The following is a 26,969-nucleotide window of genomic DNA, read 5'->3' as shown; positions in this document are numbered from 1 at the left end:
CGGCCCGGTCCGATCCAGTCTCGCCGTCGTTGCGGTCGTCCGTCTCCTTGTCGTCGTTGCGGATCGGCTGGCTCAAGCCGCCGGCGACGCCATCCGCTCGGCATGGTCCGCCATCCAGGTCTCCAGGTCGGCGGCTTCCGCCGTCGTCACCCGCAGTCCCAGCTTGGTCCGCCGCCACAGCACGTCGGCGGCCGCGCGGGCGAACTCGCGGCGCATCAGGTAGTCGACCTCGCGCTCGTACAGATCGGCCCCGAAGTGCCGGCCCAGGTCGCGCCGCGCCCGGGCCGTGCCCAGCAACTCGCGGGCGCGGGTGCCGTACAGGCGCGCCAGCCGGCGGAGGTGGTCGGCCTCCAGGAACGGGTAGGCCCAGCGCAGTTGCGCCACCAGCGTCTCGAAGCCGTCGACCGGGATGTCGCCGCCCGGCAGCGCGCGGCCCGCCGTCCAGGCGCCACCCATGTCCGGCAGCGCCGGCCGCATCTTCTCCAGGGCGCTTTCGGCCAGGCGACGATAGGTGGTGATCTTGCCGCCGAACACCGACACCAGCAGGGCCCGGTCGCGCCCGTCGCCGTCGGCGCGCAGCACATAGTCGCGGGTGACCTGCTGTGCCGTGCCGGCGCCGTCGTCGTGCAGCGGCCGGACGCCGGCGTAGCTCCAGCACACGTCGTCGCGCGTGATCGGCGTGCTCAGGTAGGCGCCCACGGCCTCGATCAGATAGTCGATCTCGGTGTCGTCGATGGTCACCTCGCCCGGGTCGCCGTCGACGTCCAGGTCCGTGGTGCCGATCAGGGTGAAGTCCTGTTCGTAGGGGATGGCGAACAGAATGCGTCCGTCGGTGTTCTGGAAAATGTAGCAGTGGTCGTGATCGAACAGCCTGCGGGTGACGATGTGGCTGCCCTTGACGAGGCGCACGCGCTCCGACGTCGCGGCGTGGATGGTCTTGAGCACGGGCAGCACCCAGGGGCCGGCGGCATTGACCAGAACGCGCGCGTGTACGGTTTCGTTTGGCGCGGTTGCGTCGTCGGCGGCCGACTCCAGCGTGAGCCGCCACAGGGTACCCGTCCGGACCGCCGTCCCGCAGCGTGTGCGCGGGCGCACGACCGCGCCGCGCTCCACCGCGTCCAGGGCATTGAGGACGACCAGGCGGGCGTCCTCGACCCAGCAGTCCGAGTATTCGAGGGCGCGGGTGAACGCCGCCCGCAGGGGCGCGCCCCGCCGGTCGTCGGCCAGATCCAGCACCTCGGTCCCGGGCAGCAGGTGGCGGCCCCCCAGATGGTCGTACAGGAACAGCCCCAGCCGCAGCAGCCAGAACGGCCGCAGCCCGCGATGGTGAGGCAGCACGAACCGCAGCGGATGAATGATGTGCGGGGCGGCGCGCCACAGCACCTCGCGTTCCTTCAGGGCCTCGCGCACCAGGCGGAACTCGTAGGTCTCCAGGTAGCGCAGGCCGCCATGGATCAGCTTGGTGCTGGCCGAACTGGTGCCGCCGCCCAGGTCGCCCTGGTCGCACAGGAACACCGACAGGCCGCGTCCGGCCGCGTCCCGGGCGATGCCGCAGCCGTTCACGCCGCCGCCGATGATGGCGACGTCGAAGGGCGCGGCGGCGCTGCCGTCGGGGCGGGCTCCAGGGGTGGCGGTGGGGGCGGCGGTGGGCGCGGGGTCAGGCCGCATGGCTCGTCTCCTCCCCCCGTCCGCAGGTCTCGTGGATCTCGGTGCCGGCCTCCCGGCAGAGGCGCCGGATCTCCGGGTCCGGCAGCGTGTCGGTCACGAACACGTCGAGCTGGCTCAGATGCGCGATCCGCACCGGCGCCCGGCGGGCGATCTTGGACGAGTCGGCCACCAGGATGCGGCGCCGGGCATTGGCCAGGATGGCCTGGGTGATGCGAACCTCGCGGTAGTCGTAGTCCAGGAGCGTGCCGTCCTCGTCGATGGCCGAGGTGCCGATGATGGCGATGTCCACCTTGAACTGCCCGATCATGTCGAGCGCGGCCTCGCCGACGATGCCGCCGTCCGAATGGCGCAGCAGACCGCCGACGATGACCACGTCGAGCCCCCGGGCCTCGCGCAGGATGGTGGCCACGTTCAGGTTGTTGGTGATGACCAGCAGGTCGGAGCGCCCGGCGAGCGCCCGCGCCACAGCCTCGGTGGTGGTGCCGATGTTGACGAACAACGAACTGTCGTCGGGAATCAGACCGGCGGTGCGCTCGGCGATGCGGTCCTTGGCGTCGGCCGCGATGAGGCGGCGGGCCTCGTAGCCGACGTTGGCCTTGCCGGTGCGCAACAGGGCGCCGCCGTGCGTGCGCACCAGATGGTTGGTGTCGCACAGGTCGTTCAGATCCTTGCGGATGGTCTGCGGCGAGACGGCCAGCCGGGCCGCCAGATCGTCGACCGCCACCCGGCCCTGTTCACGGGCCAGGTCCAGGATCAGGCGCTTGCGCGAGAGGGCGGTGCTCATGGCCGACTCCACTCAACCCGTGATCGACCGAACCAGAATTCGCCGACGCCAGCGCGGTGTCAATCAAAAACCGAAAAAAATGCGTTTCGAAATAGAGCATGTGGCGTGGGAAACCGAGGGAATCGCGCTCCTAAACGAGCGCCACGCCCCATGGCACGGGGATGCGGGCGCCGACGGCCGCCCGGCGATGTCGCCGGCCCGGTCCACGCGGATGAAGATGTCGAGCGGATGAAGAAGAACGGAGCACCGCGCGCGTCGGGACGCGGCGCGGCGCCCAAAGGGATGCCTTCAGGGATGCCCAAGAGATAGATCGGGGGGGCCGGGGGGGGAGGCGGTTGGTCAGGACGCCCCGGCGGCCGCCCGCCGTGCCTCCACCTCGGCGCGGCGCGCCAGGTAGGCGGCCAGCTTGTCGCGCCGCCAGGACTCGGCGTATGCCCGCGCCTCCGCCTGGGCCTGGGCCCGCTCGGCTTCCTGGCGCGCCCGCTCGGCCTGGCTGGCGGCCTCGATCTCGGCGGCCCGCGCCAGGATGTCGCGCATCGGCGGCGCGCCGGATGCCGCGCGACCGTCCTGAACCTCGCGCCACGCGACGCGGAACTTCTTCATGTAGCGCCGTGCCAGGTGCGGCGTGCCCGAGTGGTAGCGCGAGACCGCGCGTGTCCAGGATCCGGTGTCGGCGTGCAGGCGGGTGAGGAAGTCCACCGCGTAGGCGACGTTGGCCCGGGGCTCGAACGCCTTCTCCAGCGTGGGAAAGGCATCGCCGTGATAGCGCAGGTTGATCTGCATGCAGCCGACGTCGATGTTGGTCACGCCGCGTGCCTGCAAGGACCGGACATGGGCGATGGCTTCCGTCTTGGTGCGGAAGAACCTGCCGTCGGGGCCGCTGGTCACCGTCCAGGGCCAGGCAATTCTTGCCTGCCGGCGTTCGTCCCAGCGTCCCGATTCCACCAGGGAAATGGCCGTCAGGATATGCAGGGGAACGCCGCTGGTCTGCTCCTGCCGCGACGTCTGGTCGTGGCACAGGTCGTCGGCCGAGGCGTACTGGTGTTCGCTCGGCGGCTGGGCGCGCGCGCTGGCGACTCCCAGGGCTCCAGCCAGAACCAGGCCCAGAATCGCCCCCGGAATCGACGCCAGCGTCGCCCGCCGGGCCATCCGCCGGGCCACGCCCGCGCGGCGCGACGGCTCTGGGGAGAGCACGGCCGGGCGGTGGGGGCGAGGGCAGGGGGCCGGGGTGGGGGCGGTCTGGACCATGGGCTGAGTCCGGGCTGGCGGTGGGAACGGCGATCCGTTCGATGACATGCGGTGCAGCAAACCACGTGCCAGGCCCGCCGGTCGCATCGGCCGCCCCCGGTTCGGACGGTGACCGGCGCGCCTCGACCCCCAGGGCGGCCCCCGTGTCCCGCCCGATTGCGATTCGTCAATGTCATATCAGAAAAAACTAATATTATAGCCGCTTTCCTGGTTTCCCCCTTTCGCATGCACGAGGTCCCCCAATGGCCCTGAGACACGGCCTGAAGGAGCACTACAGCCCCACCCTGTTCCTGGCGGCGCTGGGCAACGGCGGCCTGACCGTCTCCTTCTTCCTGTACCTGCTGTTCCTGACGCCGCGCCCGAGGACGGCGCCCATTCCCACCTTCGACACCCTGTGGCCGCTGCTGACCGGCCCCGATCCGGCCATGGCCGGCCTGGTCGCCGTGGCCATGGTCGGCATCCTGATCTTCGCGGCGCGGTTCTATCGGCTGTTGGTCTGGAACCTGGTCGAGTACCGGGGCTTCAAGGACACCGATGCCTACCGGCGCCTGAAGACCGGCAACGCCGAGGTGTCGTTGATGGCCATTCCGCTGACCCTGGCCATGGCCATCAACGTGGGCTTCATCCTCGGCGCGGTGTTCGTGCCCGGCCTCTGGGCGGTGGTGGAGTACCTGTTCCCGCTGGCCATCGTCGGCTTCGGCGCCGTGGCCGTCTATGGCGTGCGCCTGTTCCTGGACTACTTCGGCCGCGTCATCGTCGAGGGCAGGTTCGATCACGGCCAGAACAACCACCTGAGCCAGCTCATCGCCATCTTCGCCTTCGCCATGATCGGTGTCGGCTTCGCCGCCCCGGCGGCCATGAGCACCGTGCGCGAGACCGTGGCGGTCGGGACGGTGCTGTCCATCACCATGCTGTCGGCGGTGCTGCTGTTCGCGCTGGTCAAGACGGCGCTCGGCTTCCGCGACATGATGGAGCACGGCATCAGCGAGGAGGGCAGCCCCAGCCTGTGGATCATGATCCCCATCCTCACCGTCACCGGCATTGCCCTGGTGCGGCTGTCGCACGGCCTGCACGCCTTCTTCGGCGGCCATGTGCAGCCGGGGGACTACCTGGTGATGCTGTCGCTGCTGATGGGATTGCAGGTGACGTTCGGCCTGCTGGGCTGGGTTGTCATGCGCCGGCTGAACTACTTCCAGGACTACCTGCACGGCGACAAGTACTCGCCCATGTCCTTCGCGCTCATCTGCCCCGGCGTGGCCTCGTATGTGGCCGGTATGTTCTTTGTGCACCTGGGCCTGGTGAAGACCGGGCTGGTGGACAAGTTCTCCATCGCCCACATCGTGCTGATGGCGCCGCTGGTCTATGTGCAGGTCATCACCATCGTCACAAACGAGCGGCTGGTGTTTCGCCTGCTGAAGACCAAGGGCGGCGCGGCGATCCTGGCCCGGCGGCCGGCCGGCGCGGCGGAGTAGGGATCGCGGGCCTTCGCGAGACCGGCGGGGGCGACCTTTCGGGGCGCCCCCGTCGGCGCTCCGGACCCTGGTGTCGACCGCTGTGACCGGCGCGAGGCCGGATCCCGCCGACCGCCGGTCAGGAGGACGGCGGGGCCGTCATCCGGGCCGACCGCACGCCCTCGCGGATGTACAGGACGGCATCCTCGACGGTCTCACGGATGGCGGCGCGGGCGGCCTCGCCCACCGCGTCGGCAATGACATTGCAGGTAAACACCTCCTCGGATGCCTGGCCCGTTCCCTGCACGGTGTGTTGAAAAGACAGGCCATCGGCCGTCACGATCGCGATTACACCCATCCGTGGTCCGGACACCATGATCAATCCATGCGAACGCCGTCCCTGTCGTGGGCGCGGGTGTGCCGTCACGGCACCCAGCGGAGGAGGCTGCGCCGCTCGGAGCGTTTCTCGACCAGGGTGAAGCCGGCGCGCTCCAGCGCCGAGGCGATCCCCACATAGCCATCGTCCCACGTCAGCGGCCGGTGGGGGGTGACGGGCGCGGCCTCCACGGCCTGGGCGCCCTGGCGGGCGGCGAAGGCGCAGGCCTCCCGCGTCAACGCGGTCATCAGACCCTGCCCGCGCGCGTCCTTGCGCAGGAAGAAGCAGGAGATGGCCCACACGGCGTCGAGATCGGTCTCGGCGGGGCTGGGCTTCGCCGAGCGTGCCCGGTTGAACCGGGGCACGTCGGCGCGCGGCGTCACCTGGACCCAGCCGATGGCCTCGCCGTCGCGGTAGGCCAGGATGCCGGGCGGCGGACCGGCCCCGACCCGCGCGCGCAACGCCTCGCGGCGGTCGTCGCCACAGCCCGCGTTCCACTCCTTCCAGGTCTGCCGCCAGTACACGCACCAGCAGTTTCGCGTGGTCGCGCTGGTGCCGAACAGGGACTCCAGATCGGCGAAGCGATCCGGGGTCAGGGGGTGAAAGGTGATCGCGCCGTCCATGGAACCCCCCCGTCTACGGCCGCGTCTGGCCGCTGCCGCGCACCTGGTACTTGAAGCTGGTGAGCTGCTCCACGCCGACCGGGCCGCGCGCGTGCAGCTTGCCGGTGGCGATGCCGATCTCCGCGCCCATGCCGAACTCGCCACCGTCGGCGAACTGGGTGGAGGCGTTGACCATGACGATGGCGCTGTCCACGGCGTTGAGGAAGCGCTCGGCGGCGGCCGGATCCTCGGTGAGGATGGCGTCGGTGTGGTCGGAGCCATGTGTATCGATATGCGCCAGGGCCTCGTCGAGGCCGGCCACGACGCGGACCGCGACCACGGCGTCCAGGTATTCCGTGTCCCAGTCGTCGTCCGTCGCCGGCGTGACCCGGTCGTCGAGCGCGCGGACCTCCGCGCAGCCCCGCACCGCGCAGCCGGCACCGGTCAGGTCGTCCACCAGCCCGGGCACCACGGCGGCGGCCACGGCGCGGTCGATCAGGATGGTTTCGGTGGCGCCGCAGATGCCGGTGCGCCGCATCTTGGCGTTCAGGGCCACGGCGCGCGCCTTGGCCAGGTCCGCGCCCGCGTGGATGTAGGTGTGACAGAGCCCCTCCAGATGCTTGAACAGGGGTACCCGGCTCTCGGCGGTGACGCGTTCGATCAAGGATTTGCCGCCGCGCGGCACGATGACATCCACATGCTCGGCGGCGCGCAGCAGGGCACCCACGGCGGCGCGGTCGGGGGTGGGGATCATCTGGCAGGCATCCAGGGGCAAGCCGGCCTCGGCGAGTCCCGCGTGCATCGCCGCGAGGATGGCGCCCGAAGAGTGCAGGCTCTCCGAGCCGCCGCGCAGGATCGCCGCGTTGCCGGCCTTCAGGCACAGGGCGGCGGCGTCGGCGGTAACGTTGGGCCGGCTTTCATAGATCACGCCGATCACCCCAAGGGGCACCCGCACCCGGGCGATGCGCAGGCCGTTGGGACGCTCCCAGGCGGCCAGTTCGGTCCCCACGGGGTCGGGCAACGCGGCCACCGCCTCCAGGCCGGCGGCCATGGCCTCGATCCGGGCGTCGGTCAGCAGCAGACGGTCGAGCAGCGCGGGGCTCAGGCCCTTGGCGGCGCCGGCGGCCATGTCCTCGGCGTTGGCGTCCTGGATGGCGCGGGCCTGGGCGCGCAGGGCGGCGGCGGCGGCGGTCAGGGCGCGATCCTTGGCCCCGGTCGGCGCGGTGGCCAGCACGCGGGCGGCGGCGCGGGCGCGCCGGCCCATGTCGTCGATGAGGGCCTCGACATCGGTGGTCTGCTCCAACGCGTCCATGCCGTCGTTCTCCTTTGCCCTTGCGGTCATGTGGTCTCGCCACCCAAGGTCAGCGCCAGATCGTCGCGATGCACCAGTTCGTCCGGGCCGTGATAGCCCAAAAGGGCCTCGATGTCGCCGCTGCGATGGCCCACCAGGGCGCGGGCCTCCTCGGCCGGGTAAGCGCACAGCCCCACGCCGAGCCGTCGCCCGTCTCCCTCGACGATGCGCACCGGCGCGCCTTTCTGGAAGGCGCCCTCCACCCGCGTCACGCCGGCCGGCAGCAGGCTTTTTCCGTGCGTGAGCGCCCGCGCCGCGCCCGCGTCCACCGTGACCACGCCCTCCGGCTGGAGCGCCCCGGCGATCCAGCGCTTGCGGGCGGCGCGCGGCTCCTGCGCCGGCAGGAACCAGGTGCCCGGGCCGCCGGCCTCCAGCGCGCCCAGCGGCGCCAACCCCTTGCCCGGGGCGATGACCATGGCGCAGCCGGCGTCCATGGCGACGCGCGCGGCGATCAGCTTGGTGACCATGCCGCCCGTGCCCATGGTCGATCCCGCCGCGCCGGCCATGGCCTCGATCTCCGGCGTCACCGCGCGCACCTCGTCCAGGCGGCGGGCGGCCGGGTCCTGGCGGGGGTCGGCGGTGTACAGGCCGTCGATGTCCGACAGCAGCACCAGGGCGTCGGCCGAGACCATGGCCGCCACCCGCGCGGCCAGCCGGTCGTTGTCGCCGAAGCGCATCTCCTGGGTGGTGACGGTGTCGTTCTCGTTGACCACGGGCACCACACCCAGGGCCAGAAGCTGGTCCAGGGTCTTGCGGGCGTTCAGGTAGCGTCGGCGGTTCTCGCTGTCGTCCAGGGTCAGCAGCACCTGCGCCACCGTGATGTCGTGGTGGGCCAGGGCCTCTTGGTATGCATGCGCGAGGCGGATTTGACCGGCGGCGGCGGCGGCCTGCTTTTCCTCCAGGCGCAGCGGCCGGCCCACCTCGGTCAGGCCCAGGACGCGGCGGCCGACGGCGACGGCGCCCGAGGACACCAGGATCACCTCCTGCCCGCGCTGGCGCAGCATGGCCACCTCGTCGGTCAGCGCGTCCAGCCAGGTGCGGTGGGTGCGGCCCGAGCGCGAGTCCACCAGCAGCGCGGAGCCGATCTTGACCACCACCCGCCGCGCGGTCCGCAAGCGGTGGGCGGGCGCGGCGGCGGCCACGGGGGAGGGCGCGCTCACGGTGTCCAGCCGGCGGCGGCCTCCCCGGCCGGTCCCCCGTCCTCCGTCCGCTCCTCCACCCGCGTCTCCGCTGTCCGCCGCGCGCGCACCAGGGGCAGCACCTGGCGCAACACCGGGGTCAGGCCCTGGCCGGAGGCGCTGGAGACCACCGCCACGGGCTGGCCGCAGGCGGCCTCCAGGGCGGCCCGACGCTCCGCGATCAGGTCGTCCGACAGGGCGTCGGCCTTGGTCAGCACCACCACCTCGGGCTTGTCGGCCAGCCCGCCGCCGTACTCCGCCAGTTCGGCGCGCACGACGCGATACGCCTCGGCCACGTCGACGCCCGGGTCCTCGAACGCGCCGGACTGCGCGCCGTCCACCAGGTGCAGCAGCACGCCGCACCGCTCCACGTGTCCCAGGAAGCGCGTGCCCAGGCCGGCGCCCTCGTGCGCGCCCTCGATCAGGCCGGGGATGTCGGCGAGGATCATCTCCTGGTCGTCCACCTGCGCGACCCCCAGGTTGGGATGCAGCGTCGTGAACGGATAGGCGGCGATGCGCGGCCGCGCCCGGGTGACGGTCGCCAGCAGGGTGGACTTGCCGGCGTTGGGCAACCCCACCAGGCCGACGTCGGCGATCAGCTTTAGGCGCAGCCACACCCAGTGTTCTTCCCCGGGCCAGCCGGGGCCGGCCTTGCGGGGCGCCTGGTTGGTGGAGGTCTTGTAGTGCGCGTTGCCGAAGCCGCCGTCGCCCCCCCGGCACAGCACCACCGTCTGGCCGGCGGTGGCCAGGTCGGCGAGCAGCGTTTCCTTGTCGTCGGCCAGGACCTGGGTGCCCACGGGCACGTGGATGACCAGCCGTTGCCCCCCCCGCCCGGTGCGGTTGGCGCCCATGCCGTGCAACCCGCGCTCGGCCTTGAAGTGCTGGCGGTAGCGGAAGTCGATCAGGGTGTTGAGGTTGGGCACCGCCTCCAGCACCACGTCACCGCCGCGTCCGCCGTCGCCGCCGTCGGGACCGCCGAACTCGATGTACTTCTCGCGCCGGAAGGAGACGCAGCCGGGGCCGCCGTCGCCGCTCTTGACGAAGATTTTGACCTGGTCGAGGAATTTCATGAGGGGATCCTGGTGCGGCGTCCCAACGCGAAAAAGGGGAATGGTCGGGCCATTCCCCTTTCAACATGGTCCCGGAGCCGCGCGTGAGACGGTCCGGCGACGGCTGGCGAAGTCCGGGAGTCCTACTCCGCCGCCTCGGCGGCCGGCGGCGCGGCGTCGACGGACACAAAGGTGCGCCGCTTGAAGCCGCTGTGGAAGCGGACCTGACCGTTCACCAGGGCGAACAGCGTGTGGTCCTTGCCGATGCCCACGTTCTGGCCCGGATGCCACTTGGTGCCGCGCTGGCGGATGATGATGTTGCCGGCGGTGACGACCTCGCCGCCGTACTTCTTGACGCCGAGACGACGACCCGCCGAATCACGCCCGTTGCGCGACGAACCGCCTGCCTTTTTGTGAGCCATGGAGGGCCTCCTCGGAAAAAACTCTGGTGACGCGCCGATCGCGCCCGGCCGGGGATCAGCCCGCGATGCCGGTGATGCGCACCCGGGTCAGGGACTGGCGGTGGCCCGCCTTGCGGCGATAGTTCTGGCGGCGCTTCTTCTTGAAGACGATGATCTTCTTGTCCCGGAACTGGCGTTCCACGCGGCCGGTCACGGTGGCGCCGGCCACGGTGGGCTGGCCCAGCGTATCGCCGACCATCAGCACCTGGTCAAACGTGACATCGGCGCCTTCCTCGGCGTCCAGCTTCTCGACATCCACGATGTCGTCTTCGGCGACCTTGTACTGCTTGCCGCCGGTCTTGATCACTGCGAACATCACGCCACCCGTCGGGACAAAGAAAATTCGGAACTCGGGGATAACCATAGTCAACGGCGGCAGCGCCACCGCGCTACCCCGGGAGCGCGCTAATCTACGCGGGCGCGCCCCGGAGTCAAGGTGTTTCGGACCGTCCGGGCATTTTCGGGACCCGTGGCGGGGCCCCGGTCCGGCGGGGCCGATCCGCGACGGCCTCATCCTTCTGCGCGGGGGCGCGCGGCCGGACCATCATCCCGCACGGGGGCGCCTCGCCGCCGGGGGTGGGCTTAGCGTGTATCGTTGACGCACACCGCGATTTGGTTGATGTTCTTTACTCCTTCTGAGGGTGTGCGACCAATGCATGACGACGATGCGCTGGAGGTCTCCGTTTCGGCGGTCCTGATCGCCCTGATCTCCACCATGATTCCCTTCGGAACGCTGTTTTGTCCGCTGATCATCGGCGGGTTCGTGCGCCGTTACATCGGTATGGTCGGCGCCCTCACCGCCATTGGTGCCTGGGTGGTCCTCAGCGGCACCTACGAGGGGGCCAGTCACGGCGAGACCATCACGCCGGCCCGATTCTACCTCGACCGGGCGCTGGACCTGATCCCGTGGTACCTGGGGCTGGCCCACCTCGCCTACGCCGTCCAGCGCGTGGTTCTCGGCGTGCGCCAGCCGCGTCGCCGGCAGGGGGGCGACCTGTCCGGGACTGGATCGCCGGTGGTCATGCGGCCGGCGATGACGGCGTCGGGCACCGAGGGGACCGAGGCCCGGTCGCGCCAGGATGCGGCGGACGGGACCGTGCCGTGGCCGGCCCCATCCCCGGGTCCATCCCCGGTGTTCTCGCAACCGCCATCCCCGCCGCCGGCTCCGGCGCGTCTGGCCGGAGTCGCCAGGGACCGACCGCCGGCGCCGGCGATGCCGCCACCGTTGCCCCAAACGCCGCCGTTGCAGATGCCGGCCCCGTCCCCGGTGCCGGACCTCGTGTGGCCCGGGGCGCCGCCCCCGGACCGTCCGCCCGCCCGACCCGCCGCGGAGGCCCCCCCACCCCAGGCTCCCTCGGGGCCCCGGGCCTCTCGCGCGCTTCGGGCGCGGCCGTCCCCGGACGTCAAGACGCGCGCGCCCGCCGGTGTCCCGGCCGCCGTGCTGCTCGTCGTCGGGGTCGTGCTCGGCTCCACCATCGCCGTCGGGGTTCTGGGCGCGCTGGGCGCCTTGCCGCCGTTCCGCGCGGCCCCGCCGCCGCGACCCGAACCCGCCCCGGTCGTGGTCGCCGCCCTGGCCCCTTCGGGGGCGTCCTCGGGGGCGTCCTCGGGGGCCCCGGTCGCGGACCCCACCGCGCGCGGACAGGAGCCCGCCTCCCTGTGCGCGTCGCCCGACGAGCATCCGTTCCTGGTGCCCGAGAACTCGCCCTACAGCCTCGCGCGGTCGACGCTCGACGGCGTGCCCTTCCTCTGGATCACCGATCGCCACGGCGAGACGTGGTGGATGGAAGACTTCATGGGCGGCGGGCGGACCACCGCGCAGGTGTCCGGTCCGGGGGGACATAACTGTGGTGTGTTCATTGATGCATTCCTGTCGTATGGCAACACGGTGTATTCGTTTGACGGCCAGCGATTCGTGAACCGCCGCGTGATCTGCGTCGTGGGCGCGGACACCATCGTCTGCGAGACCAACCCGTCCTGGTGATCGCGGCCCGGCCCCTGGGCGCCGATGTCCACGATGACCGCGCCGCCGTCGCCGCCGTCGATCTGTTCGACCGGCGCGCGTCGTCCGATCACGCCCTGACACATCCCCGATCCGAGGCACCGACCCCATGCTTCAGCGCCAGACCATCCTGTCCGTGTCCACCAGCGATACCGGATTCGTCGACATCACCCGCCACCTGGCCCGCTTTGTCGCCGACAGCGGTGTCAAGACCGGCCTGTTGACGGCCTTGCTGCGCCATACCTCGGCCGGGCTGGTGATTCAGGAGAACGCGGACCCCGATGTGCTGGCCGATCTGGCCGACCGGCTGGAGGCCATGGCGCCGCGTGATCCGTCCCTCTATCGCCACCGCAGCGAGGGATCGGACGACATGCCGGCGCATGTCCGCGCCATGCTGACCAACGTGCAGTTGTCGATTCCGGTGATGAAGGGGCGGCTCGCCCTGGGCAAGTGGCAGGCGGTCTATGTCGCCGAGCACCGGGCGCGTGGCAGTGACCGGCAGGTGGCCTTGCACCTGACGGGCGAGTAGCGCCGTCCCCCCATCAGCGAAACGCCCGTCTCCGCCGGGACCGGACCCTCCGTCCCCGGGTTGTGGTCGTCGCCCTCCACCAGCACGGTGAACAGCCCCGTCTCCGCCGGGACCGGACCCTCCGTCCCCGGGGGATGGTTTGCGTTTGGCCCCGGACTCCCCGCCTGCAACGCTCGGCGGTCTCTTCCACGATCGAGGAGACCGCCGATGTCCCGCGAAAGCCGTACCCGTCATGCCCCCCGTCCCATGGCCGACCGCCCGACGGCGCCATTTGACTCGGCCGAGTCGGCCTGGTTCTGGTACCAACGCGCCCGCCTGAACCGGGCCGAGGGCGCCCGGTTGCGGGCCGATCCCCTGTCCATGGCCCGCCCCTGCGATCCCGACGACATCGTCCGCGCGGTCACCCGGCTGGCCCGCGCCCGGACCCTTCAGGGGCATCATCTGCGGGTGCTCGACCGGCACGGCCGGCGCCTGACCCCACCGGACGGACGCCTGCCCGAGGAGGCCGCCGACGCCACCATCTGGCACGAGGCCCTGGACCACCTGGCCGCGCCCCTAAGGTCCAAGGGCATCGTCGCATGATGCGGCTCGACCCGCCGGACCCGCCCCCCACCCGGGCGCTGGTGGTGTTCACCGACGGCCAGGACATCTGGTGGCTGCGGCTGTTGCGGCCCGGCTTCCGCCATGTGCTGGTGGCGGTGCGCCGGTCCGACCGTCTTCCCGGCTGCTGGGTGATCGTCAATCCGCTGGCCCACATGACCCGCGTCGACCTGGCGACGGACCGGCCCGGCCTGGATCTGGCCGGCTGGTTCCGGGCGCAGGGGTTGACCGTGGTGGAGACCATGACCCGGACTCCACCCCGTCGCGAGGCCCCCTGGGCACCCCTGACCTGCGTGGAGGTGGTCAAGCGGTTGCTGGGCCTGCAGGCCCGCTGGGTGCTGACGCCCTTCGCGCTCTACCGGTGTTTGACGATGGCGGAGGCGGCGGGCGCGACCGGCGCGCCGCCACCCCGGCGAAAAAGTTTGCCGCCGGACGGATGATCCGGCACTAGAACAAATATCGAACGGGGACACGTGTATCCACACAACTTTGCGCCCTCCGATTTTAGATCGGAGGGCGTTCGCCTGTGGGCACGCCACTGCTCCGCTCGCCCGGCCCAAGCCCAGCCAAGGGAGTCCCGCCCATGGGCTCGCTGTTCGACCTCCCCGACGTGCCCGACTATCCCGCGCCGCTGCCCCCCCTGCCGCCGCCGGATCCGTTGCCGCCGACCCCGCCGGTGCCCGAGCCCGAGCCGCCGCCCGAGCCGGAGCCGCCGCCGCTGCCGCCCGAGCCCGAGCCCGAGCCGGCGCCCGAGCCGGACGACACCGGCGCCGACGAGGCCGAGCGCCAGCGGCGCGCGGCGGAGGAGCGGGCCGCGCGCGGCTGGCGCTCGACGGTCAACACGTCGTTCCGGGGGGTGCTGGATCCGCTTCCCCCCACAAGCTCGTTCGGCTCCAAGACCCTGTTGGGAGACTGACCGCATGGTCCATCCGCAGCCGACCAAGCCGGGCGCGATCGGTGCGCCGGAGGCCGATGACGAGGCGGTCGTGGACAGCCTGATGCGGCGCTGCCGGCGGGCCTGGGCGCGGCGCGAGCGCTGGGTCGGGGTCTGGCGGGAATGCCTCGCCTTCACCATGCCCTACCGGGATTCGGCGGTGGACGCGGGCCTCCCGGGTGGCCGCAAGGGCGGCGGGCTGTTCGATGGCACGGCGCCCGACGCCGTCGATCAGGTGGCGGCCAGCCTGCTTGCCCAACTGACGCCTCCCTGGTCGCGGTGGTTCGACCTGACCGCCGGTCCGGATCTGTCGCCGGCCGACCAGGCGCGCCTGGGTCCGGTGCTCGCCCGGGCCGGCGCGGTGCTGCGCGGCCATTTCGAGGCCGCCGCCTTCGCCGTGGAGATCCACCAGGCGTACCTGGACCTGGTGACCCTGGGCACGGCCTGCCTGCTGTTCGAGGAGGCGGCGCCCGGCGAGCCCTCGGCGTTCCGCTTCACGGCGGTGCCCATGGCCGACGTGGCCCTGGATGAGGGACCGGGGGGCCACCTGGACACCGTGTTCCGGCGGGTGCGGTTGTCACTGCCGGCGTTCCGGGCGCGGTTTCCGGGGGCCGCGCTGCCGCCGGACCTGGAGACGCGCGCGGCGCGGGAGCCCGACCTGGAACTGTCGGTGCTGGAGTGCGTGGTGCCCGACGGGCGCGGCTATGCGTACACGGCGCTGTTGCTGGGCGCGGGCGATCCCGTCGCGACGGTCCTGGACGGTCCGCCGGTCCCCGCCGGCATGGTGCCGGTGCTGGCGCGCGGGCGCTTCGGCGTGTCGCCCTTCATCTGCTTCCGTTGGGGAAAGGCGCCCGGCGAGGTCTATGGCCGCAGCCCGGTGATGAAGGCGCTGCCGGACATCAAAACCGCCAACAAGGTGGTGGAACTGGTGTTGAAGAACGCGTCCATCGCCGTCACCGGCATCTGGCAGGCCGACGACGACGGGGTCCTGAACCCGGCCACCGTGCGCCTGGTCCCCGGGGCCATCATCCCCAAGGCGGTGGGGTCGTCGGGCCTGACGCCGCTGCGCGCGGCCGGGGACTTCGACGTCTCGCAACTGGTGCTGGACGGGCTGCGCCAGCGCATCCGCCACGCCTTGCTGGCCGACAGGCTGGGTCAGCCGGACAGCCCCGGCATGACGGCCACCGAGGTGGTGCACCGCGCCGCCGAGATGGCCCGGGTGCTCGGCGCCTCCTATGGCCGGTTGCAGTCGGAACTGCTGGCGCCCCTGGTGCGGCGGGGGCTGGTGATCCTGCATCGGCGCGGCGAGGTGCCGCCGATCCATCTCGACGGGCGGCTGGTGGACCTGCGCCATGCCTCGCCCCTGGCTCAGCAGCAGCGCATGAGCGACGCCCACGCCACCCTCACCTGGATCAACGCGATCCAGGGGTTGGGACCGGCCGGCGCGGCGGTGCTGGATGGGGAGGGCGCGGCGCGCTGGCTGGCGACCACGCTGGGGGTGCCTGACGAGGCGGTGCGGCGGCCCGGGGCGCGGACGGTTCCGGTCTCTCGGCCGCCGCCGGTCACGACCCGGCCTCCGATACCGCCGCGTGCGGCCGGTGGAGCCGGTGGGGCCGGCGCCGCGCCGGCCCTGTCGGCCCTGGCGCGCGGCGTGTCGTCGACCATGACGGGAGGGGTCGGCCATGGTCGCCGATGACCCCGCGTCCTGGCCCTGGGGACCGGGACCGCTCCCCGCGTCGCCGGGGTCCCCCGAGACCGAGGCCCACGCCGGTCTCGCCCGGGTCGCTGCCCGTGTGTTTCGCGGGGACGACGGCGCCCGGGTGCTGGCGCACCTGCGGGCGCTCACCACCCACCGCCACTTGGGGCCGGAGGCCAGCGACGCGGCGCTGCGGTTCCTGGAGGGGCAACGCGCCCTGGTGGCCCATCTGGAGCGCCTGATCGCCGAGGGCCGCGCCGGGGGATGAGATCCCGAGCCGGGCCGGCGTCACCGGCCGTCGGCGCGGTGACCAAGAAAGACATCCATCCGTTCCGTCTGACCAGGAGAGATCACCATGGTTCATGCCCCTCCGTCCGGCCCCGCCGGCCCCGCCGAGCCGGTGGTGCCTTCTGTCCGGCCGGCGTCTTCCAGACCGCGCGAGAGCTTGGCCGCCCGCTTCCGCGATCCGGTGTCCGGCCGGCTGGACGCGGGTGCGCTGCTGTCCGCCTATGAGGACCTGTTGCGCCGCGCCCAGGCCATGGTGATGGTGCCCGGTCCGGACGCCGACGACACCGTCCGCGCCCGCTTTCGCCGTGCCTTGGGGATCCCCGACGACCCTGGCGGCTATCGGGTCACGGTGCGTCACCCGCGCCTGGCGGTCGACCCCAAGATCAATGCCCGCCTGCATGCCGCCGGCTTCACGCCCGAGCAGGTGCAGGTGGTCTACGATCTGGCGGCCGAGCGGGTCATGCCGGTGATCGAGGCCATGAGCGCCGGCCACCGCGCCGATACCGACCTCGCGGCGCTGGTCCAGCACTTCGGCGGCGACGATCGCTGGAGCCGGATCAGCCGCCAGCTCTCCGCCTGGGGCAAGGCGCACCTGTCGCGCGACGTCTACCGGGCGCTGGCCTCCACCCGCGAGGGCGTGCTCGCCCTGTCCCGCATGATGACCGAGGGCGAACCGGGCCTGGTGGCCGGGGACGGCGGCCTCGGGGGCGCGGGCGGGGCGGGGGAAGAGGACCTGAAGGCGCTGATGCGCGACCCCCGCTACTGGAAGCACCGCGACCCGGCCGTGCTGCGCCGCGTCGCCGAGGGTTTCCGGCGCCTGTACCCGCAGGGATGACGGCGCCCGACCCCAGCCGAGGCTTCATCACCACAAGGAACCCCGCCGATGTCGATCACCATCGACCAGTCGTTCATCAAGCATTTCCAGGCCGACGTGCACCTGGCGTTTCAGCAGATGGGCTCCAAGCTGCGCAACACCGTGCGCGTCAAGGACAGCGTGCAGGGCGCCAGCACCGTGTTCCAGAAGGTGGGCAAGGGCACCGCCTCGACCAAGGCGCGCCATGGCAAGGTTCCGGTCATGAACCTGGACCACACCCCGGTCGAGTGCGAGGTGCAGGACTTCTATGCCGGCGACTGGGTGGACCGCCTGGATGAACTGAAGACCAACATCGACGAGCGCCAGGTGCTGGTGAACGCCGGTGCCTATGCCCTGGGCCGCAAGGCCGACGACCTGATCATCGCGCAACTGGACAGCTCCACCAACCATGCGCTGGACGATGCCTCGGGGCTGACCCTATCCAAGGTGATGGCGGCCTTCGAGATGCTGGGCGCCGCCGACGTGCCCGATGACGGCGAGCGCTACGCCATCGTCGGCTGGAAGCAGTGGTCGGAGCTGATGCAGATCGACGAGTTCTCCCACGCCGACTACGTGGGCGCCGACGACCTGCCCTGGCGCGGCACCCAGGCCAAGAAGTGGCTGGGCACGCTGTGGATGCCCCATTCCGGCCTGACCCTGAGCGGTGGGGTGCGCCGTTGTGCCTGGTACCACAAGACGGCCGTCGGCCACGCCATCGGCGCCGAGGTGCAGTCTGACATCACCTGGCACGGCGACCGGGCCGCGCACTTCGTCAACAACATGATGAGCCAGGGGTCGGTGCTGATCGATGCCAGTGGCGTGATCTCGCTGCGCTGCCTGGAGAGTTAGGCGGGCGCTCCGCGTGAGACTCCCGGCATTCCGTTCTTCTGGAGGATCGAGTCATGGCCTTCACCACCCAGGACTTTTCCGTGCTGTGCTACAGCAACGGCTTCACCCTCTGGCACTACACCACCACCGACGGCGCGGTCACCGGCGCCGGCTACTTCGACGACACCGCGCCCTATGTGCGGGTGGGCGACGTGATGATCTGCAACACGGACACGGACGGTACCCCGGCGGCGGCGTTCTACCGCGTCGCCGGCAACACGGACGGGACGGTGACGGTGGCGGGGGTGTAGGGGGCCGGTCGCTTCCGGATCGGTCGCGCTGGTCTCCGACACCCCTGCCTCTACCCCCGCCCCTCCGGCGGGGGTTTTTTGTGGCCCGCATCATAAGGACACGTCCCATGCCGCTGTCCGCCATCGCCCTGTGCTCGCGCGCGCTGATCAAGCTGGGGGCCGGCCCGATCGCCAGCCTGGACGAGGGGACGGCCGAGGCCCAGGTGGCCACCGTCCTCTATGCGCCGATCCGCGACGCCCTGCTGGCCGCGCATCCCTGGAACTTCGCCACCGCCCAGGCCACGCTGGCCCGTCTGGCCGCCGCGCCGGTGGCCGACTTCGCCCACGCATACCAACTGCCGGCCGGTCATCTGCGCACCCTGTCGGCCGGCGGTCCGGGACGGGGCGAGAGACTGGTCTATCGCATCGCCGAGGACCGCCTGCTGACGGACGCCGAGGCGGTCTCGCTCACCTACATCTTCCGCGCCGATGAAAGCGGTTACCCGCCGCACGTCGCCGAGGCGCTATCGGCGCGTCTGGCGGCCGAATTCTGCCTGCCCCTGACCGAGAGCACCAGCCGGGCCGACCTGCTGGCGCGGCTGGCGGACGAGGCATTCCGCGCCGCCCGCCGGGTGGACGCCCAGGAGGACACGCCGCGCGCCCTCGGCCACTTCCCGCTGGTGGAGGTGCGCGGATGACCCGGGCCAACGACACCCAGACCAACTTCACCGCCGGGGAGCTGTCGCCGGACCTGCAGGGTCGCGCCGACCTGCGCGCCTATGCCAACGGGGCCTCGCGGCTGCGCAACGTGTTCCTGCGGCCCACCGGCGGGGTCACGCGGCGCGACGGCCTGCGCCACGTCGACCGCCTGCCGGGAACGGCGCGCCTGATCGCCTTCGACTTCAACAGCGAGCAGACCTACCTGCTGGCGCTGGGCGATGGGCGCATGGATGTCTACCTGGGGGACGCGCGGGTGTTCAGCCAGTTCACCCCCTGGGACGCCTGGCACCTGCCGGGCCTGTCGTGGACACAGATGGCCGATACCCTGCTGGTGGTGCATCCGGAAACGGCGCCCCGGCGCATCACCCGGGCCGCGCACGATAGCTGGACCATCCGGACCTGGGAGTATCCCCACGAGGGTCACCGCTATTACGAACCCTATCTGCGGTTCGCCCATCCGCTGATCAGCCTGGCGGCCTCCGACGTGCTGGGGGCCGTGACGCTGACCGCCTCGTCGCCGGTGTTCGCGCCCGCGCATGCCGGCACCCGCCTGTTGCTGCGCGGCGCGCCGGTGTCGATCACCGGCTATCAGTCGTCGACCCGGGTATCAGCCACCCTCCATGACGAGATCGTCACCGGCGCCGCCTCCAGCGACTGGGTGGAGCAGGCGTTCTCGCCGGTGCACGGTTATCCGCGCACCGTCACCTTCCACAAGAACCGGCTGGTGGTGGGGGGCTCGCGCGACGTGCCCCATCACCTATGGATGTCCAAGGTGGGGGATTTCTTCAACTTCGACACCGGGGAGGGCCTGGACGACGAGGCCATCTCGTTCGCCCTGATGTCGGACCAGCTCAACGCCATCCGCGCGCTGTTCTCGGCGCGCGACCTTCAGGTGTTCACCTCGGGCGCCGAATGGACCGTCAGCGGCGCGCCCCTGGCCCCGGCCACCGTCACCGCCACGCGCGAGACCCGCATCGGCACCCAGGGGCCCACCGTGGTGCGGCCGCTGAACGTGGACGGCGCCACCCTGTTCGTGGGCGCCAGCGGCCGCGACCTGCGCGAGTACCTGTTCACCGACCTGGAGCAGGCCTACCAGTCGGCCGACCTGGCGCTGCTGGCGCGTCACCTGATCCGGGACCCGGTGGACATGGACTACGACCCGGCCCGGCGCCTGGTCCATGTGGTGCTGGCCGACGGTGCCCTGGCCACCATGACCAACTACCGCGCCGAGCGCGTCACCGCCTGGACCCTGCACACCACCGACGGCGCCTTCAAGGCGGTCGCCGAGACCGGCGGGCAGGTCTACGCGGTCGTGGAGCGTGCCGGCGTCCACGCCCTGGAGCGCTTCGACGCCGCGCTCACGCTGGACGCGGCCCTGGACGGCACGGCGTCCTCGCCCCGCCGGACCTGGAGCGGCCTCGCGCACCTGAACGGGCGCGCCGCGCGGGTGCTGGCCGACGGCGCCGACGCGGGCACGGTCATGGTCGCCGATGGCGCCATCACCCTCGATGCGCCGGCCTCCCGCGTGGTCGTGGGCCTGCCGTTCGCCCACGAGATCGCGCCGCTGCCGCCGGTGGTGTCCGGCGGGCGCGGGGGTGGCCCGGGGACCCTGATCCGCCTGATCCGCGCCACCTTCCGGGTTCGGGACACGGCGGCGCTGGTGGTGGACACCGGCGCCGGTCCCCGGCCTCGGCCGTTCACGACGCTCGGCCCGCATCCCGTGCTCGACCAGCCGCCGGGTCCGCGTGACGGCGACCTGTCGGTGCGCGCCCTGGGCTGGCAGCGTGATCCCCGGGTGCCGCTGTGGCGCGTCGACCAGGACGCGCCGCTGCCCTGCACCGTTCTCAGTGTCACCACCGAAGTGAAGGTCACCGACTGATGGGCCAATTCGCCACGCTCTTCGTTCCCGTCGCCCTGCAAGCGGCCACCACGGCCTGGACCCAGTACGAACAGCATGCGTTGTATGAGCAACAGCGCCAGGAACAGGCGCTCGCCAACCAGGCGTCGGCCGAAGCCGCCCGCCGCCAGGCCGAGGCGTCGGCGCAGACCACGATCCAGTCGGCGGCCATGACCAATCAGGCGGCCTGGGACGCCCACGACCTGTGGACCGAGGACGCGCGCCGCCAGTCGAACGCCCGGATCGCCGACATGCAGCGCGATTATGGCCTGTCCCAGCAGGACCAGGCCGAGGCGTTGCGCCGGGCCAGCGCCAGCGAACGCGCGCGCTTCGCCGGCCGGGGGCTGGACGCGGCCTCGGGGTCGGCGCGCGCGCTCCTGAGCGGCCTGGAAAGCGACACCGCCGACGCCACGCGCCGCGCCTGGGATGACCTGGCCCATGACAGCGGCCGCGTGCACGACGCCACCAGCGATGCCATCCGCGACAACTGGCAGGCCACCGCCGACCAGACCCGCACCCGCGCGGAACAGGCCAACCTGGATGTCTGGGGGCGGCAAGCGGACCTCGACCTCTATCTGTACAACCTGGGCGTCCAGTCCGCCGCCGATCAGCGCCAGGACCTGCTGGACCTGACGCTGAGCAACCAGCGCGCCCTGCTGGGCCTGACCGGGACGAGTTTCAACTCCGTCGCCACCGGTCTGCAAAGCAGGTTTAACGGCTGATCGGGGCGGAGGGGCCGGGCCATGACCACGCATATCCAGATCGGGGACACGCGGCCCCGCATCCAGTATCTCGGGGACGGCAACCAGACCGTGTTTCCCTATCCCTTCGCCCTCTTTCGCGAGGCCGATCTGGCGGTCTACCTCGACGACGATCCGCAGGACGGCGGCTATGCGGTGTCCGGCGCCGGGGACAGCGGCGGCGGCACGGTGACCTTCACCAGCGCGCCGGCCGTGGGCCAGCGGGTCACCCTGCTGCGACACCTGGCCATCGCCCGGGTCACCGATTTCCAGGCGGGGGGGGCGCTGCGCGCCGCCGCCCTCAACGACGAACTGGACCACCTGACCGCCGTCGACCAGCAACTGGACGAGGCGCTGAGCCGCGCCGTGCGGGTGCCGGCCACGGCCCCCGACGGGGTGGCCGCCGCCCTGCCACAGCCCGCGCCCGGGGCCGTGATCGGCTGGAACGAGACCGCCACCGCCCTGGTCAACGATCCGCACAACTACGCCGGGTTTTCCGAGGCGCTGGCCGCCATCCACGCCGCCGCCGGCGCGGGCGCGGTGGCCCTCGGCCACGCCGGCCGGGCCGCCGGCTGGGCCCGGGACGCCGCCCTGTCCGCCTGGCTGGTGGGGTTGCGGGAAGATGACAGCGGCGATGCCCGGGCCACCGCCGTCGCCGCCGCCGACCGTGCCGAGCGGTGGGCCGACGATGCCGCCCGCTCGGCGTGGCGGGCGGCGATGGAGAGCGGCCGGGACGGCGGCGACCTGACGGTCGCCAGCCTGACCACCACCGGCGCGGTGCATGTCGGGGGCGCGCTGGTGGTGACCGGGGGACCGGTGTCGGCTCCCCTGGTGGACTACGGCGTCGCGCGCTTCACCGTCGCGGTGGCGAGTGCCGGCGCCACGGTCGCCGTGGACCCGGCCGACGGCGAGGTCCAGGCCCATACGCTGACGGCCGATACGCGCTTCACGCTGCCCGATCCTCCGGCGGGGCGGGGCTACTCGGTGTCGCTCAAGCTGATCCAGGACGCCACTGGCGGCCGGGCACCGGTTTTCGAACAAGCCGACGCCACCGCCGCCCGCTGGCTGGGCGGATCGGCGCCCGCGTGGCAGACCGTGGCCGGCGCCTTCGACCTGGTGGTGCTGACCCACGACGGCACCGACCTGATCGCCCTCCATGCCGGGGGGACGACCTGATGCTGGGGCAGGCGACCCTGCGGGGCGGGGCCGGCGCCGTTTCGGCGGTTCTGGTCCGGGATGGCGCCCTTGGTCCGGCGGCGACCTTCGCGCGAGCCTCCCCGGCTCGGTGGACGACGGCCGCCGGCCTGCTGGACACGGCGGCGCCTGAAACTCCGCGCGCCGACCACGATCCGATGACGGGCGCGCCTCGCGGCGTGCTGATCGAACCCGCCCGCACGAACCACCTGCTCGCCTCGGATGCCATGGCGGGCGCGCCCTGGCAGACTCTCGCCGCCAGCGTCGCCGCCGACACGGTCGCCGGCCCGGACGGATCGACCCGCGCCGAGACCCTGACCGAGAGCATGGCGACGGGCATCCACACGCTCTACCAGAGCGGCCTGTCGTACGCGGCGGGCCAGCCGCACACCCTGTCGGTGTTCGCCAAGACCAACGGCCGCGAGCGCCTGCAACTGGTGCTGCCGTCCACCGCCTTCGGGGTGGTGTGCTCGGCCGTGTTCGACCTGACCACCGGCGCCGTGGTGGCCACCGAGGGGCCGGTGTCCCACGGCCTGGTCCACTGGCCGGGTGGCTGGATGCGTTGCGCCGTGACGGCGACTAGCGCGGCCGGCGGCACCAGCAACGCGCATGTTCGCCTGCGCACCCTCGGCGGCTCGTCCGCCTACGCGGGGGACGGGGTCAGCGGGGTGCATCTGTGGGGCGCGCAACTGGAACGGGGGGAGGATCCGTCCAGCCCCATCGCCACCGTTGGCGCGCCGGCCACCCGCGCCGCCGACAGCCTGACCTACGCGCCGCCGTATCCCAGCGATCTCCATCTGGTCGGCCAGGCGCCGGACGGCACCGGCTATCCGCCGGCCCGCCCGCTTGTCGTTCGCGGCCGGAGCACGGCCTGGACGGCGCCGCCCGGCCTCTGGAGCAGCATCCACGCGAGGACCGCCGCATGACCACGATGATCTATCCCACGCTTCACCTGCTGGCCCGCCCCGACGTCATGCCCTCGGGGTTGCACGTCACGCGCGCGTCCGAGGCCACGCGCGTCAACGCCCTGGGTCGGGTGGAGACGGTGTCCGCCCATGTGCTCCGCCACGACTACGCGCCCGACACCGGGGTGTATCGCGGCTGGCTGGTGGAGGAGGCTCGCACCAACCAGGTGCGGTTCTCCCAGGTCCTGACCCAGGCGCCCTGGCTGACCGGCGACGCCACCGTGACCGCCAGGGCGGTCCTGGCGCCCGATGGCGTGAGCCTTGCCGGCACGCTGACGGAAACCGCCGCGACCGCCGTCCACACGCTGTTCCAGGAGTCCCTGTCGTTCACCGCCGGGCAGCGCTACGCCCTGTCGGTGTTCGCCAAGGCCAACGGCCGCGAGCGCCTGCAGCTGGTGCTGCCCTCGACGGCCTTTGGCGTGGTCCAGTCGGCGGTGTTCGACCTGGGCGGCGGCAGCATCGGCGCCACCGAGGGCGATCCCGCGCCGACCATCGAGGTCTTCACCGACGGCTGGGTTCGCTGCGCCCTCTCGGCGACGGCCACCGGCACCGCGCTCTCGCCGGTGCACCTGCGGCTGCGCGACACCGGTGCCGTGTCCAGCTACACCGGCGACGGCGTCAGCGGCGCCCACCTGTGGGGGGTGCAACTGGAGGCCGGGGCCGCGCCGTCCTCCCTCATCGCCACTACCACGGCGCCGGCGACCCGGGCGGCCGACCGGCTGCGCATGACCCTCGGCGCCGGTGACGTCCACCCCCACCAGGGGACCCTGATGGCGCGCGGCGCCGTGCCCGCCGGCCTGGCCGCGCCGCTGGTGGAGCTGAGCGACGGGACCGCCGACGCCCGCATGACCCTGAGCGTCGACGCACAGGCCGGCTCAGCCGCCTTCACCGTCGTCGACGGCGGCGCGACGGTGGCCGCGCTCAGCCGCGATGGCGTGACCGGCGGCGCCGAGGTCCGCGCCGCCGCCGCCTATGCCGACGACGACGTCGCCCTCGCCCTGGGGGGATCCGCGCTGGCGACCGACGGCGACGCGACCGTGCCGACGGTCACCACCCTGACCTTGGGCGGGACCGCGTCCGGCGCTGTCGGCCCGCGCTGCTGGGTCCGGCAGGTGGGCGTGTTTCCCCGGCGCCTCGGCGACGGGGACCTCCAGAGCCTGAGTGCGTGACCCGTGTTGTTTCCCGTGGAGCCGAAGCCCCCATGACTGTTCAGGATCTCTCCGACGCCCGCGATCGCCTGCGCCGTACCCTGCCCGGGACCCTGCGGGCGGCGCTGGATGCCTACGACGCCTTCGCCGCCCGGCCGGTGCCCGCCGACGCCAGGGAGTTCGGCGCCTGGCAGGGGGGCTGCAAGGCGGCGCTGGGTCACGTGGAGTTGCTGCTGAAGCTGGGCGCCCGCGTGGGGCTGGCGCTGTCGCCCCCCGGCGCGACGGCCGGGGACACGGCGCTGGCGGACCTGCTGGCGCGAGCGCGCGCGGCCATGGCCGAGGAAGGCGCCGCCGCCGGGGTGGAGGAGGGCGTGGATGACCCCTGACTCGTCCGTGTCCTTCGCCGAGTTCCTCTGGGTCTGGAACCACCTTCAGGGGCGCGGCACGCCCGCCCATCACGCCCGCATGGCGCGCTGGCTGGAAGCGCGGCGGGCGGACGGCGGGCGAGGGTGCCTGCTGATGGCCTTCCGGGGCTCGGGCAAGTCCACCGTGGTCGGCCTGTTCTGCGCCTGGCTGCTGGCCCGCGACCCGAACACCCGCATCCTGGTGCTGGCCGCCGAGCACGCGCTGGCCAGCCGCATGACCCGCGCCGTCAAGCGGGTGATCGAGCGACACCCGCTCACCCGGGGCCTCAAGCCCCGTCGTCCCGACCAGTGGGCGGCCGACCAGATCACGGTCGAGCGTCCGCTTGAGTCCCGCGACCCCTCCCTGATGGCGCGCGGCATCACCGGCAACCTGACCGGCAGCCGCGCCGACGTCATCGTCTGCGATGACGTCGAGGTGCCCAACACCAGCGACACCCTGGTCAAACGCGCCCAGCTGCGCGCCCGGCTGGGGGAGCTGGACTACATCCTGACCCCCGGCGGGGTGATGGTCTATGTGGGCACGCCGCACGCCTACCACTCCCTCTATGCCGCCGAGGCGCGCCCGGAGGCCGGCGAGACCCAGCCGTTCCTGGCCGGGTTTCCGCGCCTGGAGATCCCCTTGCTGGACGCCGAGGGGCGCAGCGCCTGGCCGGAGCGGTTCTCCATGGCCGTGATCGAGCAGATCCGCCGCCGCCAGGGGCCCAACGCCTTCGCCAGCCAGATGCAGTTGCGGCCGGTGAACCTGGTCGACAGCCGGCTCGATCCGGACCGCTTGCGGCGCTACGACGACGACCTGGTGGTCTCCGAGGCGGCCGGACGGCCGGTGTTGCGTCTGGCCGGGCGGCGGCTGGTCTCGGTCGCCTGCTGGTGGGATCCGGCCCTGGGCGATCCCGCGCGCGGGGGCGATGCCAGCGTCATCGCCGCCCTGTTCACCGCCGAGGACGGCTCCTACTGGCTGCACCGCATCGCCTACCTGACCAGCGCCGGGGGGACCGGGGACGCCGCCTCGGACCTGTGCCGCCAGGTGGCCGGCGTCGTCCGCGACCTGGACCTGCCGGCGGTCACCGTGGAGACCAACGGCCTCGGCCGCTTCCTGCCGGGCCTGCTGCGCAAGGTGCTGCGCGAGGACGGGGTGGGGGCGGCGGTCCTGGAACACGCCAGCCACCGTCCCAAGGCGCTGCGCATCGTCGCCGCCTTCGATCCGGTGCTGGCCGCCGGGGTCTTGTGGGTGCATCGCTCGGTCTGGGACACGCCGTTCATCGCCGAGATGCGCGCCTGGACGCCCCAGGGTGGCGGAGGCGGCCACGACGACGGCCTGGACGCCGTGGCCGGCTGCCTGGCGGCGGAGCCGGTGCGCCTGGGCCATGGCGCCGCCGCCGGTCCGCGCGCCGGCGCCTGGCGCCCGGGCGCCGGCCAGGTCGACGCCGCCGACGATGACTGGACCCCGTGAGGGCGAGGCGCTGCCCCACACCCGTCAATGACACAGCCTGTCCCGAACACGAGGAGACAAACGCATGGGTGGTTTTGGAAACGCATCGCCGACTGAGTGGGATTGGTCAGGTCAGGCTCCGGCCGCCCCGGCCCCGACCCGGCCGCGTATGCGCGATTTGCCCGCGCGATATGATCAGGACCCCCCATGGACGATGACAGATCTGGGAGCAGGCGCGCCGCCGGCGGACCCCGGCGCGGCAGAGT

The 26,969-nt window shown here is 72.3% G+C and carries 30 protein-coding genes; 20 read left to right on the top strand and 10 right to left on the bottom strand.

Annotated features, from left to right (window positions below; translation table 11 throughout):
* Positions 1-72: 72 nt before the first annotated feature.
* Together glpD and GGD89_RS08680 are read right to left on the bottom strand one after the other, a co-directional pair.
* Complete coding sequence (gene glpD / locus GGD89_RS08685) at positions 73-1,668, bottom strand: glycerol-3-phosphate dehydrogenase (protein WP_184044195.1); 1,596 nt, start codon at positions 1,666-1,668, stop codon at positions 73-75.
* Entirely contained in the window at positions 1,658-2,452 is a 795-nt protein-coding gene (locus tag GGD89_RS08680; RefSeq protein WP_184044193.1) for a DeoR/GlpR family DNA-binding transcription regulator, read from the bottom strand. Before GGD89_RS08680 ends, glpD begins: the two co-directional genes overlap by 11 nt.
* Between GGD89_RS08680 and GGD89_RS08675 the strand changes: the two genes are divergently transcribed.
* On the top strand, positions 2,451-2,684 hold the full coding sequence (locus GGD89_RS08675) for a hypothetical protein (protein WP_184044191.1): 234 nt from the start codon (positions 2,451-2,453) through the stop codon (positions 2,682-2,684). The two genes, GGD89_RS08680 and GGD89_RS08675, sit on opposite strands and share 2 nt — an antisense overlap.
* Positions 2,685-2,791: 107 nt before the next feature.
* Here the strand turns inward: GGD89_RS08675 and GGD89_RS08670 are convergent, their stop codons facing one another.
* Complete coding sequence (locus GGD89_RS08670) at positions 2,792-3,700, bottom strand: transglycosylase SLT domain-containing protein (protein WP_246422986.1); 909 nt, start codon at positions 3,698-3,700, stop codon at positions 2,792-2,794.
* Positions 3,701-3,942: 242 nt separating this feature from the next.
* On the opposite strand from GGD89_RS08670, the gene GGD89_RS08665 reads away from it, so the two are divergent.
* Entirely contained in the window at positions 3,943-5,172 is a 1,230-nt protein-coding gene (locus GGD89_RS08665) for a TsoY family (seleno)protein (protein WP_184044189.1), read from the top strand.
* A 118-nt stretch (positions 5,173-5,290) separates the two neighbouring features.
* Here GGD89_RS08665 and GGD89_RS08660 read toward each other — a convergent pair whose 3' ends face one another.
* From GGD89_RS08660 to rplU, 7 genes are all read right to left on the bottom strand, one after another.
* Positions 5,291-5,509: a hypothetical protein gene (locus GGD89_RS08660; protein ID WP_184044187.1), complete on the bottom strand. Its 219-nt coding sequence runs from the start codon at positions 5,507-5,509 to the stop codon at positions 5,291-5,293.
* A gap of 65 nt (positions 5,510-5,574) precedes the next feature.
* Positions 5,575-6,150 carry a GNAT family N-acetyltransferase gene (locus GGD89_RS08655; RefSeq protein ID WP_184044185.1) on the bottom strand — a complete coding sequence of 192 codons (576 nt, stop codon included), beginning with the start codon at positions 6,148-6,150 and terminating at the stop codon, positions 5,575-5,577.
* A gap of 13 nt (positions 6,151-6,163) precedes the next feature.
* Positions 6,164-7,441 carry a glutamate-5-semialdehyde dehydrogenase gene (locus GGD89_RS08650; RefSeq protein WP_184044183.1) on the bottom strand — a complete coding sequence of 426 codons (1,278 nt, stop codon included), beginning with the start codon at positions 7,439-7,441 and terminating at the stop codon, positions 6,164-6,166.
* A gap of 26 nt (positions 7,442-7,467) precedes the next feature.
* Positions 7,468-8,649: a glutamate 5-kinase gene (gene proB / locus GGD89_RS08645; RefSeq protein ID WP_184044374.1), complete on the bottom strand. Its 1,182-nt coding sequence runs from the start codon at positions 8,647-8,649 to the stop codon at positions 7,468-7,470.
* Entirely contained in the window at positions 8,637-9,728 is a 1,092-nt protein-coding gene (gene obgE, locus GGD89_RS08640; protein ID WP_184044180.1) for a GTPase ObgE, read from the bottom strand. The genes proB and obgE overlap by 13 nt, the downstream gene beginning before the upstream one ends.
* Before the next feature lie 122 nt (positions 9,729-9,850).
* On the bottom strand, positions 9,851-10,129 hold the full coding sequence (gene rpmA / locus GGD89_RS08635; RefSeq protein WP_184044178.1) for a 50S ribosomal protein L27: 279 nt from the start codon (positions 10,127-10,129) through the stop codon (positions 9,851-9,853).
* Between the two features lie 55 nt (positions 10,130-10,184).
* Positions 10,185-10,484, bottom strand: a complete 300-nt coding sequence (gene rplU / locus GGD89_RS08630) for a 50S ribosomal protein L21 (RefSeq protein ID WP_184044371.1) — start codon at positions 10,482-10,484, stop codon at positions 10,185-10,187.
* Positions 10,485-10,820: 336 nt separating this feature from the next.
* On the opposite strand from rplU, the gene GGD89_RS08625 reads away from it, so the two are divergent.
* The 18 genes from GGD89_RS08625 (at position 10,821) to terL (ending at position 26,724) form a co-directional block, all read left to right on the top strand.
* A complete protein-coding gene (locus GGD89_RS08625) occupies positions 10,821-12,149 on the top strand; it encodes a hypothetical protein (protein ID WP_184044176.1) in 1,329 nt (442 codons plus the stop codon).
* A gap of 127 nt (positions 12,150-12,276) precedes the next feature.
* Complete coding sequence (locus GGD89_RS08620; RefSeq protein WP_184044174.1) at positions 12,277-12,696, top strand: secondary thiamine-phosphate synthase enzyme YjbQ; 420 nt, start codon at positions 12,277-12,279, stop codon at positions 12,694-12,696.
* 207 nt (positions 12,697-12,903) lie between these two features.
* A complete protein-coding gene (locus GGD89_RS08615; RefSeq protein ID WP_184044172.1) occupies positions 12,904-13,278 on the top strand; it encodes a hypothetical protein in 375 nt (124 codons plus the stop codon).
* Positions 13,275-13,736 carry a hypothetical protein gene (locus tag GGD89_RS08610; RefSeq protein ID WP_184044170.1) on the top strand — a complete coding sequence of 154 codons (462 nt, stop codon included), beginning with the start codon at positions 13,275-13,277 and terminating at the stop codon, positions 13,734-13,736. Before GGD89_RS08615 ends, GGD89_RS08610 begins: the two co-directional genes overlap by 4 nt.
* Before the next feature lie 143 nt (positions 13,737-13,879).
* The gene (locus GGD89_RS08605; RefSeq protein ID WP_184044168.1) at positions 13,880-14,212 is read left to right on the top strand and encodes a hypothetical protein; all 333 of its coding nucleotides are present in this window, start codon (positions 13,880-13,882) and stop codon (positions 14,210-14,212) included.
* 4 nt (positions 14,213-14,216) lie between these two features.
* Positions 14,217-15,926, top strand: a complete 1,710-nt coding sequence (locus GGD89_RS08600; protein ID WP_184044166.1) for a portal protein — start codon at positions 14,217-14,219, stop codon at positions 15,924-15,926.
* Positions 15,913-16,194: a Bbp19 family protein gene (locus GGD89_RS08595; protein WP_184044402.1), complete on the top strand. Its 282-nt coding sequence runs from the start codon at positions 15,913-15,915 to the stop codon at positions 16,192-16,194. Before GGD89_RS08600 ends, GGD89_RS08595 begins: the two co-directional genes overlap by 14 nt.
* Before the next feature lie 87 nt (positions 16,195-16,281).
* Complete coding sequence (locus GGD89_RS08590) at positions 16,282-17,049, top strand: capsid assembly protein (protein ID WP_184044164.1); 768 nt, start codon at positions 16,282-16,284, stop codon at positions 17,047-17,049.
* Between the two features lie 48 nt (positions 17,050-17,097).
* The gene (locus tag GGD89_RS08585) at positions 17,098-17,916 is read left to right on the top strand and encodes a phage capsid protein (RefSeq protein WP_184044162.1); all 819 of its coding nucleotides are present in this window, start codon (positions 17,098-17,100) and stop codon (positions 17,914-17,916) included.
* Between the two features lie 53 nt (positions 17,917-17,969).
* Positions 17,970-18,206 (top strand): hypothetical protein, encoded by a 237-nt coding sequence (locus GGD89_RS08580; protein WP_184044160.1) that lies wholly within the window; start codon positions 17,970-17,972, stop codon positions 18,204-18,206.
* Between the two features lie 107 nt (positions 18,207-18,313).
* Entirely contained in the window at positions 18,314-18,883 is a 570-nt protein-coding gene (locus tag GGD89_RS08575; protein WP_184044158.1) for a phage connector family protein, read from the top strand.
* Positions 18,880-20,784 (top strand): phage tail protein, encoded by a 1,905-nt coding sequence (locus tag GGD89_RS08570; protein WP_184044156.1) that lies wholly within the window; start codon positions 18,880-18,882, stop codon positions 20,782-20,784. Before GGD89_RS08575 ends, GGD89_RS08570 begins: the two co-directional genes overlap by 4 nt.
* A complete protein-coding gene (locus GGD89_RS08565) occupies positions 20,784-21,524 on the top strand; it encodes a hypothetical protein (protein ID WP_184044154.1) in 741 nt (246 codons plus the stop codon). The genes GGD89_RS08570 and GGD89_RS08565 overlap by 1 nt, the downstream gene beginning before the upstream one ends.
* Before the next feature lie 21 nt (positions 21,525-21,545).
* Positions 21,546-22,718, top strand: a complete 1,173-nt coding sequence (locus tag GGD89_RS08560; RefSeq protein WP_184044152.1) for a hypothetical protein — start codon at positions 21,546-21,548, stop codon at positions 22,716-22,718.
* On the top strand, positions 22,718-23,662 hold the full coding sequence (locus GGD89_RS08555) for a phage head spike fiber domain-containing protein (RefSeq protein ID WP_184044150.1): 945 nt from the start codon (positions 22,718-22,720) through the stop codon (positions 23,660-23,662). Before GGD89_RS08560 ends, GGD89_RS08555 begins: the two co-directional genes overlap by 1 nt.
* Positions 23,659-24,870, top strand: coding sequence for a phage head spike fiber domain-containing protein (locus tag GGD89_RS08550; RefSeq protein WP_184044148.1), 1,212 nt, complete (start codon positions 23,659-23,661; stop codon positions 24,868-24,870). Before GGD89_RS08555 ends, GGD89_RS08550 begins: the two co-directional genes overlap by 4 nt.
* Positions 24,871-24,902: 32 nt before the next feature.
* Positions 24,903-25,235 (top strand): hypothetical protein, encoded by a 333-nt coding sequence (locus GGD89_RS08545; RefSeq protein ID WP_184044146.1) that lies wholly within the window; start codon positions 24,903-24,905, stop codon positions 25,233-25,235.
* Positions 25,225-26,724 carry a phage terminase large subunit gene (gene terL / locus GGD89_RS08540; RefSeq protein WP_184044144.1) on the top strand — a complete coding sequence of 500 codons (1,500 nt, stop codon included), beginning with the start codon at positions 25,225-25,227 and terminating at the stop codon, positions 26,722-26,724. The genes GGD89_RS08545 and terL overlap by 11 nt, the downstream gene beginning before the upstream one ends.
* Positions 26,725-26,969: the final 245 nt, after the last annotated feature.

The organism is Roseospira visakhapatnamensis (genome assembly GCF_014197915.1).
In the GTDB taxonomy this organism is placed as follows: Bacteria; Pseudomonadota; Alphaproteobacteria; order Rhodospirillales; family Rhodospirillaceae; genus Rhodospira; species Rhodospira visakhapatnamensis.
This window is presented reverse-complemented; position numbering and strand designations above follow the sequence as displayed.

Bases quoted from the DNA above. Each gene is read 5' to 3' on its own strand.
- glpD (WP_184044195.1), bottom strand. From the start codon at position 1,668: ATGCGGCCTGACCCCGCGCCCACCGCCGCCCCCACCGCCACCCCTGGA.
- GGD89_RS08675 (WP_184044191.1), top strand. From the start codon at position 2,451: ATGGCCGACTCCACTCAACCCGTGATCGACCGAACCAGAATTCGCCGA.
- GGD89_RS08680 (WP_184044193.1), bottom strand. From the start codon at position 2,452: ATGAGCACCGCCCTCTCGCGCAAGCGCCTGATCCTGGACCTGGCCCGT.
- GGD89_RS08670 (WP_246422986.1), bottom strand. From the start codon at position 3,700: ATGGTCCAGACCGCCCCCACCCCGGCCCCCTGCCCTCGCCCCCACCGC.
- GGD89_RS08665 (WP_184044189.1), top strand. From the start codon at position 3,943: ATGGCCCTGAGACACGGCCTGAAGGAGCACTACAGCCCCACCCTGTTC.
- GGD89_RS08660 (WP_184044187.1), bottom strand. From the start codon at position 5,509: ATGGGTGTAATCGCGATCGTGACGGCCGATGGCCTGTCTTTTCAACAC.
- GGD89_RS08655 (WP_184044185.1), bottom strand. From the start codon at position 6,150: ATGGACGGCGCGATCACCTTTCACCCCCTGACCCCGGATCGCTTCGCC.
- GGD89_RS08650 (WP_184044183.1), bottom strand. From the start codon at position 7,441: ATGGACGCGTTGGAGCAGACCACCGATGTCGAGGCCCTCATCGACGAC.
- obgE (WP_184044180.1), bottom strand. From the start codon at position 9,728: ATGAAATTCCTCGACCAGGTCAAAATCTTCGTCAAGAGCGGCGACGGC.
- rpmA (WP_184044178.1), bottom strand. From the start codon at position 10,129: ATGGCTCACAAAAAGGCAGGCGGTTCGTCGCGCAACGGGCGTGATTCG.
- rplU (WP_184044371.1), bottom strand. From the start codon at position 10,484: ATGTTCGCAGTGATCAAGACCGGCGGCAAGCAGTACAAGGTCGCCGAA.
- GGD89_RS08625 (WP_184044176.1), top strand. From the start codon at position 10,821: ATGCATGACGACGATGCGCTGGAGGTCTCCGTTTCGGCGGTCCTGATC.
- GGD89_RS08620 (WP_184044174.1), top strand. From the start codon at position 12,277: ATGCTTCAGCGCCAGACCATCCTGTCCGTGTCCACCAGCGATACCGGA.
- GGD89_RS08615 (WP_184044172.1), top strand. From the start codon at position 12,904: ATGTCCCGCGAAAGCCGTACCCGTCATGCCCCCCGTCCCATGGCCGAC.
- GGD89_RS08610 (WP_184044170.1), top strand. From the start codon at position 13,275: ATGATGCGGCTCGACCCGCCGGACCCGCCCCCCACCCGGGCGCTGGTG.
- GGD89_RS08605 (WP_184044168.1), top strand. From the start codon at position 13,880: ATGGGCTCGCTGTTCGACCTCCCCGACGTGCCCGACTATCCCGCGCCG.
- GGD89_RS08600 (WP_184044166.1), top strand. From the start codon at position 14,217: ATGGTCCATCCGCAGCCGACCAAGCCGGGCGCGATCGGTGCGCCGGAG.
- GGD89_RS08595 (WP_184044402.1), top strand. From the start codon at position 15,913: ATGGTCGCCGATGACCCCGCGTCCTGGCCCTGGGGACCGGGACCGCTC.
- GGD89_RS08590 (WP_184044164.1), top strand. From the start codon at position 16,282: ATGGTTCATGCCCCTCCGTCCGGCCCCGCCGGCCCCGCCGAGCCGGTG.
- GGD89_RS08585 (WP_184044162.1), top strand. From the start codon at position 17,098: ATGTCGATCACCATCGACCAGTCGTTCATCAAGCATTTCCAGGCCGAC.
- GGD89_RS08580 (WP_184044160.1), top strand. From the start codon at position 17,970: ATGGCCTTCACCACCCAGGACTTTTCCGTGCTGTGCTACAGCAACGGC.
- GGD89_RS08575 (WP_184044158.1), top strand. From the start codon at position 18,314: ATGCCGCTGTCCGCCATCGCCCTGTGCTCGCGCGCGCTGATCAAGCTG.
- GGD89_RS08570 (WP_184044156.1), top strand. From the start codon at position 18,880: ATGACCCGGGCCAACGACACCCAGACCAACTTCACCGCCGGGGAGCTG.
- GGD89_RS08565 (WP_184044154.1), top strand. From the start codon at position 20,784: ATGGGCCAATTCGCCACGCTCTTCGTTCCCGTCGCCCTGCAAGCGGCC.
- GGD89_RS08560 (WP_184044152.1), top strand. From the start codon at position 21,546: ATGACCACGCATATCCAGATCGGGGACACGCGGCCCCGCATCCAGTAT.
- GGD89_RS08555 (WP_184044150.1), top strand. From the start codon at position 22,718: ATGCTGGGGCAGGCGACCCTGCGGGGCGGGGCCGGCGCCGTTTCGGCG.
- GGD89_RS08550 (WP_184044148.1), top strand. From the start codon at position 23,659: ATGACCACGATGATCTATCCCACGCTTCACCTGCTGGCCCGCCCCGAC.
- GGD89_RS08545 (WP_184044146.1), top strand. From the start codon at position 24,903: ATGACTGTTCAGGATCTCTCCGACGCCCGCGATCGCCTGCGCCGTACC.
- terL (WP_184044144.1), top strand. From the start codon at position 25,225: ATGACCCCTGACTCGTCCGTGTCCTTCGCCGAGTTCCTCTGGGTCTGG.